This window comes from Williamsia phyllosphaerae (assembly GCF_014635305.1).
GTDB lineage: Bacteria > Actinomycetota > Actinomycetes > Mycobacteriales > Mycobacteriaceae > Williamsia_A > Williamsia_A phyllosphaerae.
This window is the reverse complement of the sequence record NZ_BMCS01000001.1, coordinates 2,968,739-2,985,758: the sequence shown is the minus strand read 5'-3', so window position 1 is coordinate 2,985,758 and position 17,020 is coordinate 2,968,739. Positions and strand designations below refer to the sequence as shown.

13 protein-coding genes are annotated in these 17,020 nt (G+C 69.2%); all 13 read right to left on the bottom strand.

The features are described 5' to 3' along the window. Nucleotides 1-489: 489 nt before the first annotated feature. Nucleotides 490-1,770, bottom strand: a complete 1,281-nt coding sequence (gene tyrS, locus IEV93_RS13920) for a tyrosine--tRNA ligase (RefSeq protein WP_188490611.1) — start codon at nucleotides 1,768-1,770, stop codon at nucleotides 490-492. Continuing rightward, complete coding sequence (locus tag IEV93_RS13915) at nucleotides 1,767-2,468, bottom strand: DNA-3-methyladenine glycosylase (RefSeq protein WP_188490254.1); 702 nt, start codon at nucleotides 2,466-2,468, stop codon at nucleotides 1,767-1,769. Before IEV93_RS13915 ends, tyrS begins: the two co-directional genes overlap by 4 nt. 16 nt (nucleotides 2,469-2,484) lie before the next feature. Continuing rightward, the gene (locus IEV93_RS13910) at nucleotides 2,485-2,715 is read right to left on the bottom strand and encodes a Trm112 family protein (RefSeq protein WP_188490253.1); all 231 of its coding nucleotides are present in this window, start codon (nucleotides 2,713-2,715) and stop codon (nucleotides 2,485-2,487) included. Between the two features lie 66 nt (nucleotides 2,716-2,781). Beyond that, nucleotides 2,782-5,769 (bottom strand): alpha/beta fold hydrolase, encoded by a 2,988-nt coding sequence (locus IEV93_RS13905; RefSeq protein WP_229705095.1) that lies wholly within the window; start codon nucleotides 5,767-5,769, stop codon nucleotides 2,782-2,784. Between the two features lie 109 nt (nucleotides 5,770-5,878). Continuing rightward, nucleotides 5,879-7,297: an argininosuccinate lyase gene (gene argH / locus IEV93_RS13900; RefSeq protein WP_188490252.1), complete on the bottom strand. Its 1,419-nt coding sequence runs from the start codon at nucleotides 7,295-7,297 to the stop codon at nucleotides 5,879-5,881. Next, complete coding sequence (locus IEV93_RS13895) at nucleotides 7,294-8,493, bottom strand: argininosuccinate synthase (protein WP_188490251.1); 1,200 nt, start codon at nucleotides 8,491-8,493, stop codon at nucleotides 7,294-7,296. Before IEV93_RS13895 ends, argH begins: the two co-directional genes overlap by 4 nt. Before the next feature lie 81 nt (nucleotides 8,494-8,574). Beyond that, nucleotides 8,575-9,048: an arginine repressor gene (locus IEV93_RS13890; protein WP_229705184.1), complete on the bottom strand. Its 474-nt coding sequence runs from the start codon at nucleotides 9,046-9,048 to the stop codon at nucleotides 8,575-8,577. Nucleotides 9,049-9,104: 56 nt separating this feature from the next. After that, nucleotides 9,105-10,031 (bottom strand): ornithine carbamoyltransferase, encoded by a 927-nt coding sequence (argF, locus tag IEV93_RS13885; protein ID WP_188490249.1) that lies wholly within the window; start codon nucleotides 10,029-10,031, stop codon nucleotides 9,105-9,107. Then, nucleotides 10,028-11,218 carry an acetylornithine transaminase gene (locus IEV93_RS13880; protein ID WP_188490248.1) on the bottom strand — a complete coding sequence of 397 codons (1,191 nt, stop codon included), beginning with the start codon at nucleotides 11,216-11,218 and terminating at the stop codon, nucleotides 10,028-10,030. The genes argF and IEV93_RS13880 overlap by 4 nt, the downstream gene beginning before the upstream one ends. Then, a complete protein-coding gene (gene argB, locus IEV93_RS13875; protein WP_188490247.1) occupies nucleotides 11,218-12,147 on the bottom strand; it encodes an acetylglutamate kinase in 930 nt (309 codons plus the stop codon). The genes IEV93_RS13880 and argB overlap by 1 nt, the downstream gene beginning before the upstream one ends. Further along, on the bottom strand, nucleotides 12,144-13,373 hold the full coding sequence (argJ, locus tag IEV93_RS13870) for a bifunctional glutamate N-acetyltransferase/amino-acid acetyltransferase ArgJ (protein WP_188490246.1): 1,230 nt from the start codon (nucleotides 13,371-13,373) through the stop codon (nucleotides 12,144-12,146). Before argJ ends, argB begins: the two co-directional genes overlap by 4 nt. Next, nucleotides 13,370-14,407: an N-acetyl-gamma-glutamyl-phosphate reductase gene (gene argC, locus IEV93_RS13865; RefSeq protein ID WP_188490245.1), complete on the bottom strand. Its 1,038-nt coding sequence runs from the start codon at nucleotides 14,405-14,407 to the stop codon at nucleotides 13,370-13,372. The genes argJ and argC overlap by 4 nt, the downstream gene beginning before the upstream one ends. A 66-nt stretch (nucleotides 14,408-14,473) precedes the next feature. Then, nucleotides 14,474-16,975 carry a phenylalanine--tRNA ligase subunit beta gene (gene pheT / locus IEV93_RS13860; RefSeq protein WP_188490244.1) on the bottom strand — a complete coding sequence of 834 codons (2,502 nt, stop codon included), beginning with the start codon at nucleotides 16,973-16,975 and terminating at the stop codon, nucleotides 14,474-14,476. Nucleotides 16,976-17,020 lie beyond the last annotated feature (45 nt).

Genomic DNA, 17,020 nt, shown 5'->3' with positions numbered 1-17,020 from the left:
CGCCAGCGTTCGTCCTGAGCCAGGATCAAACTCTCCATGAAAAACCATAGAAAAACAGCCACCAAACCCGAAGGCCGGCAACCAGAATTTCGAAACAATCTTCCCAGCAGAGACAAAATCCCAACCAAAAAAACAAACAACCGACAACCACCCAGGAGCTTAACCCCAGACGGCATCAATCATCACAAAAACCACACCCCCACAAACCACTGTCCGCGAGGATGCAGCACCAAAAAAATTGGCATTAACAATCCATCAACACACTATCGAGTTCTCAAAGAACACACACCCGCAGACTGATCTTGTTCGGATCAGGACCCGCAAGCCCCAGCGGAGCGCAGTGTAACCACTACGATCCTTGAGCCAGGATTTGCACCTCAAGCGCACGCTCTGTCACCGGAAACTCTCTCCGGCGCCTCGCTCCGCGCTGCGGTGCAAGACATAAGTTACATAGGTGGAAACAGCGCGTCAAATCGCCTGGTCAGCGGCCTACGCCGAATGGACGAAGTGCGCGCCGGCGACACTCTTCTTGCCTCTACGCAGCACCAACCAGCCGCCGGCCAGCTGTGCGGACGCCGAAGCGGTCCAGTCGGGGTCGGTCACCTTCTCGTTGTTCACGTACGCGCCACCTTCACCGATCGCACGGCGAGCAGCTTTGTTGCTCTCGCTGAGGCCGGCAGCGACCAGCAGTTCGACGATGGTCGGAGTTGCGTCGGGCGCGTACTCGACCACCTCGGTCTCCGACAACGCCCCGGTGAGGGTCTGTTCGTCCAGCTCCGTCAGCTCCGCGCGCCCGAACAGCGCCTGACTCGCGGTCTGGACCGAGGCGGTGTTGGCCTCCCCGTGCACGAGCGTCGTCATCTCCGCGGCCAGCCGTTTCTGTGCCGCGCGCTGATGCGGGGCCTCGACGGTCTTCTTCTCGAGCTCGTCGATCTCGTCACGGTCGAGGAAGGTGAACCACCGCAGATAGCGCACGACATCGGCGTCGGCGGTGTTCACGAAGTACTGGTACCAGGCGTACGGGCTGGTCATCTCCGGGTCGAGCCACAGGCTCCCTCCCCCGGTGGACTTACCGAACTTCGTCCCGTCGGCCGCGGTCACCAGTGGAACCGTGATCGCGTGCAGGGAAGCGCTCTCGACACGTCGGCCCAGGTCGACGCCGGCGATGATGTTTCCCCACTGGTCGGACCCGCCGATCTGGAGCGTGCACCCGAACCGTCGGAACAACTCGACGAAGTCGTTGGCCTGCAGCAGCAGGTAGCTGAACTCGGTGTAGCTGATGCCGTCGCCGTCGAGACGCCGCTTGATGGTGTCGCGGGCCAGCATCACGTTCACCGGGAAGTGTTTGCCGATGTCCCGCAGGAAGTCGACCACCGACAACTCCCCGGTCCAGTCGAGGTTGTTGGCCACGACCGCTCCGGTCTCACCGTCGTCGATCGAGACAAAACGCTGCAGTTGGGCGTCGATCCGGCTCGCCCAGTCACGAACGGTGTCCGCGGTCTGCATGGTCCGCTCCCCCACGTCACGAGGGTCACCGATCATCCCCGTCGCCCCGCCGGCGAGCACGATCGGTCGATGACCGGCGGCCTGGAACCGCTTGAGCGTCAGCAGTGGGACGAGATGTCCCGCGTGCAGGCTCGGGCCGGTGGGGTCGAAACCCGCATAGAGCGTGAGCACCCCGACCGCCGCCGCGGCGCGCACCTCGTCGAGGTCGGTGGACTGCGCGATCAATCCGCGCCACTGCAGTTCGTCGATGATGTCGGTGCTCACCAGTCCGATCCTTGCGCATCGGCGTCCGAGACGGCCAATCGATCCGCGGCCGCGGCGGCACGTCGGCGCCGGACCGCGGCCGACCCGGGACGGAACGACGACACCGCAGGTGAGTCGGGGATCCACAACCGCCATGGGCGGCCGGTGGCGACGGTCAACCCGACTCGCGGGCCGACGCTGATCGGCGCAGGACGCCGGTGGGTGGCGCGTTCGAGCCGGATCGGTGAATCAGCGGTCAGCACGTCGACCCCGTTGTCGTCGAGCGCTATCCCCACGGCGGAGCCGAGGTTGCCCGGCCCCATCGCCCATCGGCGCTGGTCGGCGACCGGTTGGCGTCGGCGTCGGACCACCTCGGCGCCGGTGAGCACCTCCCCCGCGCGCAGCAGGACCGCGGATGCGGTCCCGGCCGCGCCACAGGAGATGTTCACGCAGAGATGGATCCCGTAGGACCGATACACGTACAACCGGCCGGGCGGTCCGAACATGACCGTGTTCCGCGGCGTGACGCCCGGCCAGCTGTGTGCGGCCGGGTCCGGGTGCGGTCCGTCGGGTGGTCCCCCGTAGGCCTCCACCTCGACGATGCGCAGTCGGACCTCGCCGTCGTCGCCGGTCACGACCATCTCCGATCCGAGGATCCGCGTCGCGGCACCGACCGGATCGGTGCGGAGTTCACGCGCCGACAACAGGGGCGAAGGCATCGGTGGCGGGTGCGCGCTATCGGTCGGCGGTACCCGCGCGGGCCAGCAGAGCCGCGTGTTCGGCGTCGTCCACCGACCGCGCCTCGCTGATGAGCAGCACCGGGATGCCGTCCTCGACGCGGTACACCGTGCGCAGCCGCTCGTTGTAGAGCAGTTCGTCGGCACCCGAGTCCGAGCCGAGGTAGATCAGGGCGCCGTGGTCCTGCGGGCAGACGAGTCTCTCGCGGAGGAAGGCGTCGAGCGGCATGGGAGGTCCTTCGGGTCGGTCACGGGTTCGGGTGGGTGCTGATCCCACTCTACGAACCCGTGGGCATCAGAACGATCGCACCTGTTGCGGTGACTCGGCCGAGGACACGATCCATTCCTTCTCCGCCAGAACCGTCCTGGTCAGGCGGCGATAGCGTCCGTTGTCGTCGCGGTACCAGACGCGGGCACTGGGTTTGGGCAGTCCCTGCACCCGGAAGCTGTCGGCCAGCGGTCGGTAGGAGTGACTGAGCGGGATCTCGTCGACGGCCCAGATGATGTGGGGGCGTTCTGCGGCCGAGAGGCCGGCCAACGCCACCCGCAGCGACGACACGGTCAGCGCGTTCGTGCGGACCCGCGGCGACACCACCGCGGCCGCGAGCTGCGAGCCGGCCGTGCCCACCGGGTAGACGACGACCTGGTCGACGTCGGGGTGCAGGCTCAGTGCTGCGTTGATCGGTGCCGGGAAGATCGGCCCGTCGGCGGACTTGATGACGCCGTGCACGCTGCCCATCAGCCAGTGGTCGCCGTCGACATCACGGCGCACCAACTGTCCGGAGGTCTCCCATCGGTCGTGCTGGCCGAAGACGTCGCGCAACACCGTCGCCCCGGACTCGTAGCGCTGGCGGGTCTGCGCCAGCAGCAGGCCGACCTCGTCGGACCCCGCCTCGCGGACGAACCCCCGTGCGTCGAGCCGGAACCGCTCCTCGATGACGTCCCAGGCCGCGACCCGGACCCGATTGGTCTCCGGCAGCGCGCGTCCGACCGATCCGATCTTGGTGCCGGCGATGTTGGCCAGGATCGCCGCGCCGTCCGGGGTGGCGAAGAACTCGATGACACCGGCGTTGGGGAACCGTGCATTGACGTCAGCCCACAGACCGGCCGGCATGCCCGATCCGATGAACTGCCGGATCGGGTTGTGCTCGGTGATCGCCAGGTCGGGGTCACGGACGATGTCGCCCATCATCGTCCAGGTGTACGAGACGACGGTGATGCCGTAGCGGTAGACCTCGCGGGCGAAGCTCTCCGGCCCGATTCCCGACGACAGCGCGATCCGGGATCCGCCGACGACGGTCGCGCCGAGTGTGGTCAGCAGGCCGGACGCGTGGTGTAGCGGGGTGAGGCAGTAGACAGTGTCGTTGTCGGTCATCGCCGTGGCCGAGGCGGCACCGAAGGCCGACATCGCCCACCGGTGGTTGGTGATGGGCCACTGCTGGACGGAGCCACCCGCGCTGGTGAACAGGATGGCGGCGAGGTCACCGCCGAGTCCGGGATCGCGCCGGTACCAGGACGGGACCTTCACCTGATCGGGGTCGATCTGCTCCATGTCGATGATGCGGTCACCGTCGGCCCCGGGGATCGACCGGACGTCACCGCCACCGAGTACCAGCACCCGCTCGGCGTGCTCGACGCACTGTTCGAGGCTCACCGGATCGGCGATCACCACGGCCACGTCGGCGAGACGCAGCATCCGGGCGAGGTCGGCATCCGGCGGCAACGGCACGACGACCGCACCCAGACGGGACAGGGCCGCGATGGCCACGAGCGCGCTGGGACGCGTCTCCATCATCACGCCGACGTGCTCACCGGGGCGGACCCCACACTGGATGAGACCGCGCACGACGTTGTCGATGCGGCGGTTGACCTCGAAGTGGCTCAACACGCGATCCTCGAAGAGGAACAGCTCGCGGTGACCGGCACGTTCGGCGTTCTCCGACATCAACTTGCCGATGGAGATACGGGTCCCGGCCTGGATCTGTCCGAGGCGCATCAGACGCGGCAGAGTTCGCACCGACTCACGCACCACCGCGGTGGACGTCCGCCGGAAGGACCCGGCGGCATGGACCATCTCGCGGCCGACCCCGGCACCCGCGTCGGCCACCGCTCCGAGTCCGTGCGTCACCCGCGAAGAGAAGCTCACGCCGGAACCGGCCGACTTCTCGGGGTTGTCGGGCATCGGGGCGATCTCGTCCGGGATCGGACCCGTGCCCTCCTGCCACAGGATCCACTGCGACGTGGTCGGCCAGCTGTGCGCGCCCGAGGTGGACCCGACGACGAGTCCGAAATGTCCGACCGGCAGCACACTCTCGTAGGCCTGCGCCCTGGGCGCCGCCCTCTTGATCCCGCGGACGGCCACGGGCTGGCCGATATCGTCGGCGTCACCGACGAACGCGAGTACCGGACAGGTGATCTCGGCCAGCGTCACCAGCGAGTCGCGGATGACGAACCCGCCCGACACCATCCGGTTGTGCACGACGAACTGGCGCAGCAACTCCGCGATAGCGGGTCCCGACCACGCGACCCACCCGTCCGCCTCGAGGAACCGTCGCTGGTCCTCACGCGGGAGCAGGGCATCACGGTCGTGCAGCTGCAGCAGGAAGTCGATACGGCTGCGCGCGGCCTTGACCGGGTCGAGGAGTTGGAATCCGGTGCGCGCCAACCACCCCGGGATCGCGATGCGGTTGAAGACGTTGTCGGCGAAGAGCTCGGCCAGGGGTGCCATGACGTTGGCGGGCAACCCGAGCGGCAGCGCGGCGAGCACGTCGACGGGGCTGCCGAAGGTGGTGAGGCTCGCGATCTGCTGCGAGCGCCGGAAGGCGGCCGCCTGGTAGGCGAACATTCCGCCCTGGGAGTAACCGATGAGGTGGACCGGACGTCCGGTCTCCTCGTGCATCAAATCGATGATCTCGCTGATGGCGACGATGTGGTCGGCGAGCGTGCGCTCCATGCCGCCGGCCTCCTGGTCCGGGGACCCGAAGTCGACCACCCAGGGGTCGATGCCGTTGGCGTGCAGGATCGACACCGCACCGTTGTGCGGGGTGACGTCATAGACGTTGGCCGACACCATCATCGGCGGGATCAGGAGTGCGGGTGGGCCGCCGTTGGGGTCGTCGGGGAAGTACCGGCGCAGCCGATACATCGGCGACGTCTCCTCGACGCGGAACGGGGTCGGCTGGGTCCCGGTGTCGAGACCGCCCATCCGGATGACCTCGAGCCCGTTCTGGGCCGTCGCGACGACCCGATCCAACGCCCGCCCGATGTTCGGAATGCCGACCACCTGAGTTACCTCCTCGCCGCACAGTCCGTGATCGCTGTCACTCTACTCATGGTCGTGGCAGGGCCGGATTCGACCGGCCTCGCCACATCGGCCGACCGATCGGCGCCGGTCAACGCCAGTCGCGTAGCACCGCCGCGCGGGCGACGACGCGTTCGCGCTGCTCTGCGACCTGGTCACCCGACGTCCCACCACGCGCCGAGCGGGACGCGATCGACCCCTCGACGGTGAGCACGTCTCGGACGTCAGGGGTCAATGCGGGGTCGATCGCCGTCAGTTCGTCGTCGGTCAGCTCGGCGAGGCCGACGCCCCGCGCCTCGGCCACCCGTACGCACGCCCCGGCGGCCTCGTGTGCGACCCGGAACGGGATCCCCTGCCGGACGAGCCACTCGGCGATGTCGGTCGCCAGCGTGTAGCCGGCGGGCGCGAGTTCCGCCATGCGGTCGGTGTGGAACTCGAGTGTGGCGACGAGCCCGGTGATCGCGGGCAGGAGGAGTTCGAGCTGGGCCACCGAGTCGAAGACCGGTTCCTTGTCCTCCTGCAGGTCGCGGTTGTACGCCAGGGGTTGGGCCTTGAGCGTCGCCAACAGACCGGTCAGGTTGCCGATGAGTCGCCCGGTCTTGCCCCGGGTGAGTTCGGCCACGTCCGGGTTCTTCTTCTGCGGCATGATCGAACTACCGGTCGACCATGCGTCCGCCAGCGTCACGTAGCCGTATTCCGGTGTGCTCCAGGAGATGATCTCCTCGGCGAGCCGCGAGAGATCGACCGCGGTCATGGCGAGGACGAAGGACGCCTCGGCCGCGAAGTCGCGGGACGACGTCGCGTCGATCGAGTTCTCCGCCGACGAGTCGAAGCCGAGTTCGGCGGCGATCTTCTCCGGGCTCAGTCCCAGCGACGACCCGGCGAGCGCACCCGACCCGTATGGCGACACCGCGGCGCGGACGTCGAAGTCGTGGAATCTCTCGACGTCGCGGAGCAGCGGATGGGTGTGCGCGAGAAGGTGATGCGCGAGCAGTACCGGCTGGGCGGCCTGGGAATGGGTCTTGCCGGGCATCGGCGCGGCCGGGTGCGCGGCGGCCTGCGCCGTCAGGGCATCGACGACGTCGAGCACCCCTGACGAGACGCGACGCACCGCGTCGCGCAACCACATCCGGAACAGCGTGGCCACCTGATCGTTGCGCGAGCGACCCGCACGGAGTCGGCCACCGACCTCCGGCCCCACGCGGTCGATCAGACCGCGCTCGAGGGCGCCGTGGACGTCCTCGTCGGTCTCGGCGGCGACGAACACGCCCGATTCGACATCGGAGGCGAGACGAGTGAGTCCGTCGAGCATCGTCTCCAGATCGGTCGCCGACAGCAGTCCCGCGCCGTTGAGGACGCGTGCATGGGCCATCGAGGCCCGGATGTCGTACGGCGCCAACACCCAGTCGAAGTGGGTGGACTTACTCAGCGCAGCCATGGCCGCCGCGGGGCCGTCGGCGAACCGACCGCCCCACAGCGACCCGGCGTTGGTGGTGCCGGACGAACTCACAGGCCCAGGTCGCGCTTCGCCGCGATCTTCGACGACAGGCCGTGCAGCTGCACGAAGCCCTTGGCCGACGACTGGTCGAACGTGTCGCCCGCGTCGTAGGTCGCGAGGTTGAAGTCGTAGAGCGACTCACCACTGCGGCGGCCGTTGATGACGATCGTGCCCGCGTGCAGGACCAACCGGATCTCGCCGGAGACGTGCTCCTGGGTGTGCGCGACGAAGGTGTCCAGCGCGGACTTGAGCGGCGAGTACCAGAGACCGTCGTAGACCAGCTCGGCCCACTTCTGGTCGGTGTGGCGCTTGTACCGACCGAGCTCGCGTTCGAGGGTCACGTGCTCGAGTTCCTCGTGGGCCCGGATGAGCACCATCGCGCCCGGCGCCTCGTAGACCTCGCGGCTCTTGATGCCCACCAGTCGGTCCTCGACGACGTCGAGCCGACCCACACCCTGCTTGCCCGCGCGGGTGTTCAGTTCCTGGATGGCCTCGAGCACCGACACCGGGCGTCCGTCGATGGCGATCGGGCGGCCCTTGTCGAACGTGATGATCAGTTCGTCGGGGGCGTTGAAGTTGACCGTCGGATCCTCGGTGTAGTCGTAGACGTCCTTGGTCGGGGCGTTCCACAGGTCCTCGAGGAAACCGGTCTCCACCGCGCGGCCCCAGACGTTCTGGTCGATCGAGAACGGCGACTTCTTCGAGACGTTGATCGGGATGTCGTTCTGCTCGGCGAACGCGATGGCCTTCTCGCGGGTCCACGCGTAGTCGCGAACCGGGGCGAGGACGTCGAGTTCGGGGGCCAGCGTGTTGAACCCGACCTCGAACCGGACCTGGTCGTTGCCCTTGCCGGTGCAGCCGTGCGCCACGACGGTGCCGCCGTGCGACCGCGCGTTCTCGACGAGGTGCTTGACGATGAGCGGCCGACTGATCGCCGACACCAGCGGGTAGCGATCCATGTACAGGGCGTTGGCCTGCACGGTCGGGAGGCAGTACTCGTCGGCGAACTCGTCGCGGGCATCGACGACCACGGCCTCCACTGCGCCGCAGTCCAGCGCGCGCTGTCGGATGACCTCCATGTCCTCGCCGCCCTGGCCGAGGTCGATCGCGACGGCGACGACCTCCTTGCCGGTCTCGGCACCGATCCAGCTGATGGCCACCGAGGTGTCCAGTCCGCCGGAGTACGCGAGTATCACGCGTTCAGCCATGAGTTACGAGCTCCCTGCTTGTCGTTGACAGTGAAATTTCTCGGCCGGTCGTGTGTCGACCGGGTGTATCTGTTCCGTCGGTCACGCGAGGTCCTCGATCATCCGGGCCAGATCGGCCCCGGACATCGTCTCCCGCGCGATCACGAAGATCGTGTCGTCGCCCGCGATCGTGCCGACCACCTGAGGCAGGCTCGCACGATCGAGTGCGCTGGCCAAATAGTGCGCCGCACCCGGCGGGGTGCGCAGCACGGCCATGTTCCCGCTGTGGTCGGTCGAGACCAACAGTTCGGTCAGCATCCGGGACAGCCGGTCGGTGCCCCCGGACACCCCGCGCACCGGCGAGCCGTCCTCGGGGACCATGTAGACCCCGGCACCACCATCGGCCGCCCGGAGCTTGACCGCACCGAGTTCGTCGAGGTCGCGCGACAGCGTCGCCTGGGTGGCGTCGATGCCCACCTGCGCGAGCAGTGACTGCAACTCCCCCTGGCTGCGCACCTGGTGTTCGGCGAGCAGGTGGACGATCTGCGCGTGTCGCCCCGCGCGGGTCGGCGACAGTCGACTGACCGTTGCGTGGGCGTCGGGTTCGGAGCCCCGATCCGGTCGCGGGACGTTCACGCCCGCTCCAGAAGCCAGATGAGCAACGCCTTCTGGGCGTGCAGTCGGTTCTCCGCCTCGTCGAACACCACACTGCGCGGGCCGTCGATGACCGCATCGGTGATCTCCTCCCCGCGGTGGGCGGGCAGACAGTGCAGCACGATCGCCTCAGGGTCGGCGACGGCGAGCAATTCGTCGTTGACCTGATAGGGGCGGAACGGTGCCACCCGGTCACGACCGTCGTTCTCGTCGCCCATCGACGTCCACGAGTCGGTGACGACGACGTCGGCACCGGTGACCGCGGCGATGGGGTCGGACTCGACCGTCACGCGGGCCCCGGTCTGCGCGGCGCGGGCCCGTGCCGCGTCGAGGGCCCAGTCGGCGGGGGTGAAGCCCTCCGGCGCGCTGACGGTGACGTTCATCCCGGCCGTGACGCCGCCGATCATCAGCGAGTGGGCCATGTTGTTGGCCCCGTCACCGAGGTAGGTCATCGACAGCCCCTGGGTGCGCCCCTTGTGTTCGACGATGGTCTGCAGGTCGGCGAGCACCTGGCACGGGTGGAACTCGGTGGACAGGGCGTTGACCACCGGCACGGTGGCGGTCGAGGCGATGGCCTCGAGCCGGTCCTGTCCATAGGTGCGCCACACGATCGCCTTGACGAACCGTGACAGCACCCGTCCGGTGTCCTCGAGGGTCTCGTCGCGACCCATCTGGGTGTTCTGGCCGTCGACGATGACCGCGTGCCCGCCGAGTTGGGCGATGCCCACCTCGAAGGAGAACCGTGTGCGCGTGGAGTTCTTGTCGAAGATGACCCCGACCCCGTGCGGTCCCTCGAGCGGACGGTGCGAGAACGGCGAGCGCTTGACCTCCGCGGCCAGCGCGAGAACCTGCGCCTGCTCCTCGGGGGTCAGATCGTCGTCGCGCAGGAAGTGACGAAGGGTCATGACGCCTCCTTCGTCGCGTCGCGGGCGGTGTCGAGGATCGACGGGAGGTCGGCGACGAATGCGTTCGCCTGGTCCTCGGTGAGGACCAGCGGCGGCGCCAGCCGGAGCACGTCGGCGGCCGGGGCGTTGATCAGGTAGCCGGCCGAACGTGCAGCGGTCTCGACCGCTGCCGAGATCGGTGCGCTCAGAACGACTCCCAGCAGCAGCCCCGATCCCCGGACGTGCGACACCAGCGGGTGTCCGAGTGCCTCGACGCCGGTGGCGATCGACTTGCCCACCGAGGCGACGTGGTCGAGGAGGCCCGCGGAGTCGATCTCGGCCAGCACGGCGAGCGCGGCGGCAGCGCAGATGGGGTTGCCGCCGAACGTGGTCCCGTGCTGTCCCGGGGAGAGCAGGTCCGCGGCGGGTCCGGTGGCGACGCAGGCGCCGATCGGCAGCCCGCCACCGAGCCCCTTGGCCAGGGTCATCACGTCCGGCACGATGCCGACGGCCTGGTGGGCGTAGAACGTCCCGGTGCGGCCGATACCCGTCTGCACCTCGTCCAGGATCAGCAGAGCGCCCCGTTCGCTGGTGAGTCGCCGTGCGGCGGCCAGATAACCGGCAGGCGGCACGATCACGCCGCCCTCGCCCTGGATGGGTTCGAGGATGACCGCAGCCGTCTGATCGGTGATGGCGGCGTCGAGGGCGTCGATGTCGCCGTAGGGCACGAACGACACCCCGGCGGGCATCGGCTCGAACGGGGCTCGCTTGCCGGGCTGCCCGGTCATGGCCAACGCGCCCATGGTGCGACCGTGGAAACCGTTCTCGGCGGCCACGATCTGCGGCCGACCGGTCCGCCGCGCGATCTTGAACGCGGCCTCGTTGGCCTCGGCGCCGGAGTTGCAGAAGAACGCCCGACCCGGTGTGCCGAGCCGTTGGAGCAGTCCCTCGGCCAGCGCCACGGCGGGCTCGTTGATGTAGAGGTTCGACGTGTGACCCAACGTCTGCATCTGACGGGTGACCGCCTCGATGACCGCGGGATGGGCGTGGCCGAGCGAGTTGACGGCGATCCCGCCGAGGAGATCGAGGTAGTCGACGCCGTTCTCGTCGGTCACCACCGCGCCGCGCCCGCTGCGCAGCGCGATCTTCGGGGTGCCGTAGTTGTCCATCAGCGCCGAGGACCACCGGTCCTGCATCGGTGCGGTCATCAGATCGCCTTCGTCTCGGGGGCGGGGTCGGGGGCGGCGGTCGGGACGACCATGGTTCCGACACCGTCCTCGGTGAACAGTTCCAGGAGCATCGAGTGCGGGACGCGGCCGTCGATCACGTGCGCGCGGGGGACGCCGCCGCGCACCGCCCGCAGGCATGCCTCCATCTTCGGCACCATGCCCGAGTCCAGCTGCGGCAGCAGGGTGTCGAGGGTGTCGGTGTCGATGCGGGAGGTGAGCGAGCCGCGGTCGGGCCAATCGGTGTAGAGGCCCTCGACGTCGGTGAGCATCACCAGCTTCTCGGCGCCGAGCGACTCCGCGAGAGCCGCGGCCGCGGTGTCGGCGTTGATGTTGTGCACCACGCCGTCGGCGTCGGGGGCGATCGAGGACACCACCGGGATGCGACCGGCGGCGATGAGGTCGGTGACCGCGCCGGGGTTGACGGTGGTGACGTCGCCGACGAGACCGATGTCGGTCTGGACACCGTCGACGGCCACGGTGCGCCGCGTCGCGGTGAACAGGTGGGCGTCCTCGCCGGAGATCCCGACCGCGTGCGGGCCGTGGGCGTTGATCAGCCCGACGAGCTCACGGCCGACCTGGCCGAACAGGACCATGCGGACGATGTCCATGACCTCCGGTGTCGTGACCCGGTAGCCGCCGCGGAACTCGCCGACGAGACCCAGGCGCGTGAGCATGGCCGAGATCTGTGGGCCGCCACCGTGGACGACCACGGGATGGATACCGCAGGTGCGGAGGAAGACCATGTCGGTGGCGAAGGCCGCCTTGAGTTCGTCGTCGATCATGGCGTTGCCGCCGTACTTGACGACGATCACCTTGCCCGCGAACCGCTGCAGCCAGGGCAAGGCCTCGGTGAGCACGTGCGCCTTGTCCAGCGCGGTGAGATCAGAGGTGATGGTGCCGGGCGTCATGAGGAGTACGCCGAGTTCTCTTCGACGTAGGCGTGCGACAGGTCGGTGGTGCGGATGCCGGCCTGCGCGTCACCCACGCCCAGATCGATCGTCACCTCGATGTCGGTGCCGGCCAGGTCGACCTCGCGGGCCCCCTCGACGCCACACCCGTTGCGGCACACGGCACTACCGTTGAACTCCACGGAGATGGCGTCCGGGTCGAGCTCGACCGGGGCCATGCCGACCGCGGCGAGCACACGTCCCCAGTTGGGATCGGAACCGAACAGCGCGGTCTTGACGAGGCTGTCGCGGGCGACCACCCGTGCGGCGACGACCGCATCGTCCTCGGTTCGTGCGCCGGTGACCGTCACCAGGATGCGCTTGGTGACACCCTCGGCGTCGGCCTGCAGCTGTGCCGAGAGGTCGTCGCACGCGGCGAGCACCGCGGCGGCGAACTCGTCGGGATCGGGTGTGACGTCGCTGGCTCCGGAGCTCAGCAGCAGGACGGTGTCGTTGGTGGAGCACGACCCGTCGACGTCGAGCCGGTCGAAGGTGCGCGCGGTGGCCGCCCGTAGGGCCGAGTCCAGTTCCGGCGCTTCGACCTTCGCGTCGGTGGTGATCACCACGAGCATCGTCGCCAGCGACGGGGCGAGCATGCCCGCCCCCTTGGCCATCCCGCCGACGTTCCATCCGCCCCGGTGGTGCACGGCCACCTGCTTGGGGACGGTGTCGGTGGTCATGATCGCGTGGGCGGCGTCGGTGCCGCCGGACAGACCGCCTGCCATGTCCTGCACGATCGCGGTGACGCCGGCCAGCACGCGGTCCATGGGCAACCGGTCGCCGATCAGCCCGGTGGAGCACACGGCGACCTCGACGGCGCCGGTGGAGGTGCCCCAGTTGCTCAGGGCGGCGGCGACGGCCTCCGCGGTCGCATGGGTGTCCTGAAAGCCGGCCGGTCCCGTGCAGGCGTTGGCGCCGCCGGAGTTGAGGATGACCGCGCGCAGGCTGCCGGTGGTCAGTACCTGTTGAGACCAGAGGACCGGGGCGGCCTTGACCTTGTTCCGGGTGAAGACGCCCGCGGCTGCATATTCCGGTCCCTCGTTGAACACCAGCGCGAGGTCGGGCCGACCGGAGACCTTGATCCCGGCGGCCATCCCGGCCGCGCGGAAGCCGAGCGGCGCCGTCACCCCCTGCCCGCGGGTGACCACCGACGACTCGGTCTGGGTCTCGTCCTGTTCGGTGCTCATGGTGCGACTCCCACCGTCGTGAGGCCCTCGGACTCGCCGAATCCCATGGCCAGGTTCATCGATTGCACGGCGCCGCCGCCGGTTCCCTTGGTGAGGTTGTCGATGGCGCCGATGGCGACGAGCGTGCTCGACCGCTCGTCGACCGTCACCGACAACGCCATCGAGTTCGACCCGATCACGGATCCGGTGGTCGGTAGTTGGCCCTCGGGCAGCAGGTGGACGAACGGCTCGTCGCCGTAGGCCTTCTCGTAGACCGCCCGCATCTCCGCCTGGCTCAGCGACGTGCGCGCGGTGCAGGTGGCCAGGATCCCCCGGGCCATGGGCGCGAGGACGGGCGTGAACGACACGCTCACCGGCTGGTCGGCCGCCGCGGACAGGGCCTGGACGATCTCGGGGTTGTGGCGGTGGGCCCCGCCGACGCCGTAGGCCCGGGCGGAGCCGATGACCTCGGAGGCGAGCAGATCCACTCGTGTCGACCGGCCTGCGCCCGAGGTGCCGCTCACGGCCACGACGGTGATCGCCGACTCGACCGCCTGCGCCGCGACCGCGGGGAGCAGCGACAGGATCGACACCGTCGGGTAGCACCCGGGCACGGCGATCCGGCTCGCCCCGGACAAGACCTCACGGTTGCCCGGGATCTCCGGCAGGCCGTAGGGCCAGTGACCGGCATGCGGGGTGCCGTAGAACCGGGTCCACTCCTGCGCGTCGGAGAGTCGGAAGTCCGCGCCGCAGTCGATGACGAGGGTGGCAGGCGGCAGGGCGTCGGCGATCGGTCCCGACGTCCCGTGCGGCAGCGCCAGGAACACCACGTCGTGCCCTGCGAGCACGTCGGCGGAGGTCTCCTCGAGCACCCGGTCGGCCAGCGGGAACAGATGCGGCTGGTGCTCGCCCAGCGCCGTGCCGGCATTGCCGCCTGCGGTCAACGACCCGATGCGCACCTCACCGGAGACCACCCGAGGGTGGCCCAGGAGCAGACGCAGGATCTCGCCACCCGCGTACCCGCTCGCCCCGGCCACCGCAATCGACATACTCATGTGATTCATTATGCAGACCACCGCAAAACAATTCACAACCGGGTGGTGACCCCGGTCGGCCGACGGTCAGCGCAGGCGTGCGCCGAGCTCGGAGGCGGCGCGGTCGACCGCCGCGAGCCGGGCCTGCGACGCGTCGTCCTCGGTGAGCGTGCGATCGGTGGCCCGGAACCGCAGCGCGAACGTCAGGGACTTCACCTCGTCACCGAGTTGGGGGCCGGTGAACACGTCGTAGAGCCGGATGTCCTCTAGCAACGCACCCGCACCGTCGGTCAGCGCCCGCTGCACGTCCGCGGCGGGCACCGCCCGGTCGACGACGACAGCGACGTCCTGCAGCACCGCCGGGAACAGCGACAGCTGGGGCGCGGGCAGCGCCGACGAGATCGGCAGCAGGTCGAGGTCGAGTTCCACCGCGCAGGTGCGCGGCGGCAGTCCGGCCTTGTCGATGAGCGCGGGGTGCAGTTCGCCCGCCCACCCGACGTCGATCGTCCCACCCGCACCGTCGTCGGCGACGACCCGCGCACAACGACCGGGATGCCACGGAACCTGTTCGGCGGCAACCATGCTCAGCTCGACCCCCGAGGCACGGCCGATCACGCGGGCGGCGTCGAATGCGTCCGACGCGTCGACCGGACGGCCCGGTCCCCAGGGACCGGCGGGCTCACGGGCACCGGCGAGCACGACCGCGGCCCGCAACGGCTGGCGCGGCAGTGACCCCATGAGATCGGCGATCTCGTCCGGGGACGGCCGGCGGGTGACGTCGACGGTGGCGACCGGGTGCACGGTGTCGTCGGCGATCACGACCTGCCCGATCGTGTAGAGCGCCACGTCGCGCTGTCCGCGCGTGATGTTGCGGACCGTCATCTCGACGAGTCCGGGGAGCAACGTCGTGTTGAGCTCACCACGCGTGGACTCCAGCGGGTTGAGCACCCGCACCGTCGCGCGACGCGGGTCGTCGGCCGGGATGTCCCACAGGTCGAGCACGTCGGCGGGCATGAACGGGAACGGCAACACCTCGACGAACCCCGACATCGCCAGGGCGCGCCCGACACTGCGACGGCGGATCTGCTCTCGCGTGAGCCCGGTGCCCGCGGGGGCGTTCGGCGGGATCGCGGGGATGTTCTCCAGGCCCTCGAGTCGCAACACCTCCTCGACCAGGTCGGCCGACTGCCGCAGATCCGACCGCCACGACGGCGGGACGACCGACAGGACACCGTCGGCGCCCTCGCTCACCGTGGCGCCGACCTGCTCGAGACGGCGCACGGTGGTCCCGGGCGCATAGGTGACGCCCGCGACTCGATCCGGGAGGTCGGGAGCAATCGTCACCGTCACCGGCGCAACCGGCAGCGCGGTGTCGGTGAAGCCGGGATCGGCCGCTCCCCCGGCGATCTCGGTGATCAGGTCGGCGGCCCGCGCCAGCGCGAGCGCGGTGATCTCCGGGTCGACCGTCCGCTCGAAGCGTTTGCCCGCCTCGCTCGACAACCGGTGGCGTCGACCGGTCCGGAACGCCGACACAGGGTCGAAGTTCGCCGCCTCCAGGATGATGTCGACCGTCGCCGAGGAGATCTCGCTCTCCGCACCGCCCATCACACCGGCCAAGGCGATCGGACCGCCGTCGTCGGCGACGACGACGTCGTCCGGGTCGAGGGCACGCTCCACCCCGTCGAGGGTCGTCAACTTCTCCCCCGCGTTCGCGCGGCGGACCACGATCGTGCCGGTCACCCGGGCGCGATCGAACGCATGCAACGGCTGCCCGAGTTCGAGCATCACGTAGTTGGTCACGTCGACGGCCGCGGAGATCGGCCGTACGCCTGCGACCAGCAGACGCTTCTGGATCCACCACGGCGACACCGCCGTCGGGTCCACCCCGCGGACGACCTGCGCGCAGTACCGCGTGGCGCCGGACGCGGGATCGACACGTACCGGCCACGCGTCGTCCGACGCCGCGCGGGTGGTGGCCGCCCGGGCCTCCGGTCCCGCGGGATCGACGTAGGGCAGTTCGAAGCTTGCCGCGAGCTCACGGGCCAGTCCGCGCACGGAGAAGGCGTACCCGCGGTCGGGTGTCACGTTCACGTCGATGGCGCTGTCAGACAGTCCGAGGGCGTCGAGTGCGTCGGTACCGGGCGCCGCGGTGCCCGGAGCCAACACCAGGATCCCGGAGTGGTCGGTGCCGATGCCCAGTTCGGAGACCGAGCAGATCATCCCGTCGGAGGTGTGTCCGTAGGTCTTCCGGGACGCGATCGCGAAGTCGCCCGGCAGGACGCTGCCGGGAAGAGCAGCGACGATCAGATCGCCCTCTGCGAAGTTGCGTGCGCCGCAGACGATCCCGCGCGGTGCATCCTCACCGACATCGACCTGACAGAACCGGATGGGCTTCTTGAACTCGGTGAGCTCGGTGATCTCGGCGACCCGACCGACGACCAGCGGACCGGTGATGGTCGGGAAATCCTCGACGTCCTCGATCTCGAACCCGACCCGCACGAAGCCGGCATCGATCTCGGCGGTCGTGGCGGCGAAGTCCGCCGCCCCGCGCTTCAGGGATTCGGTCAACCAGGACTGGGGAACGCGCACTGTGGCTCAACTACTTTCGAGATCGAAGGACCGGAGACGGGGAAC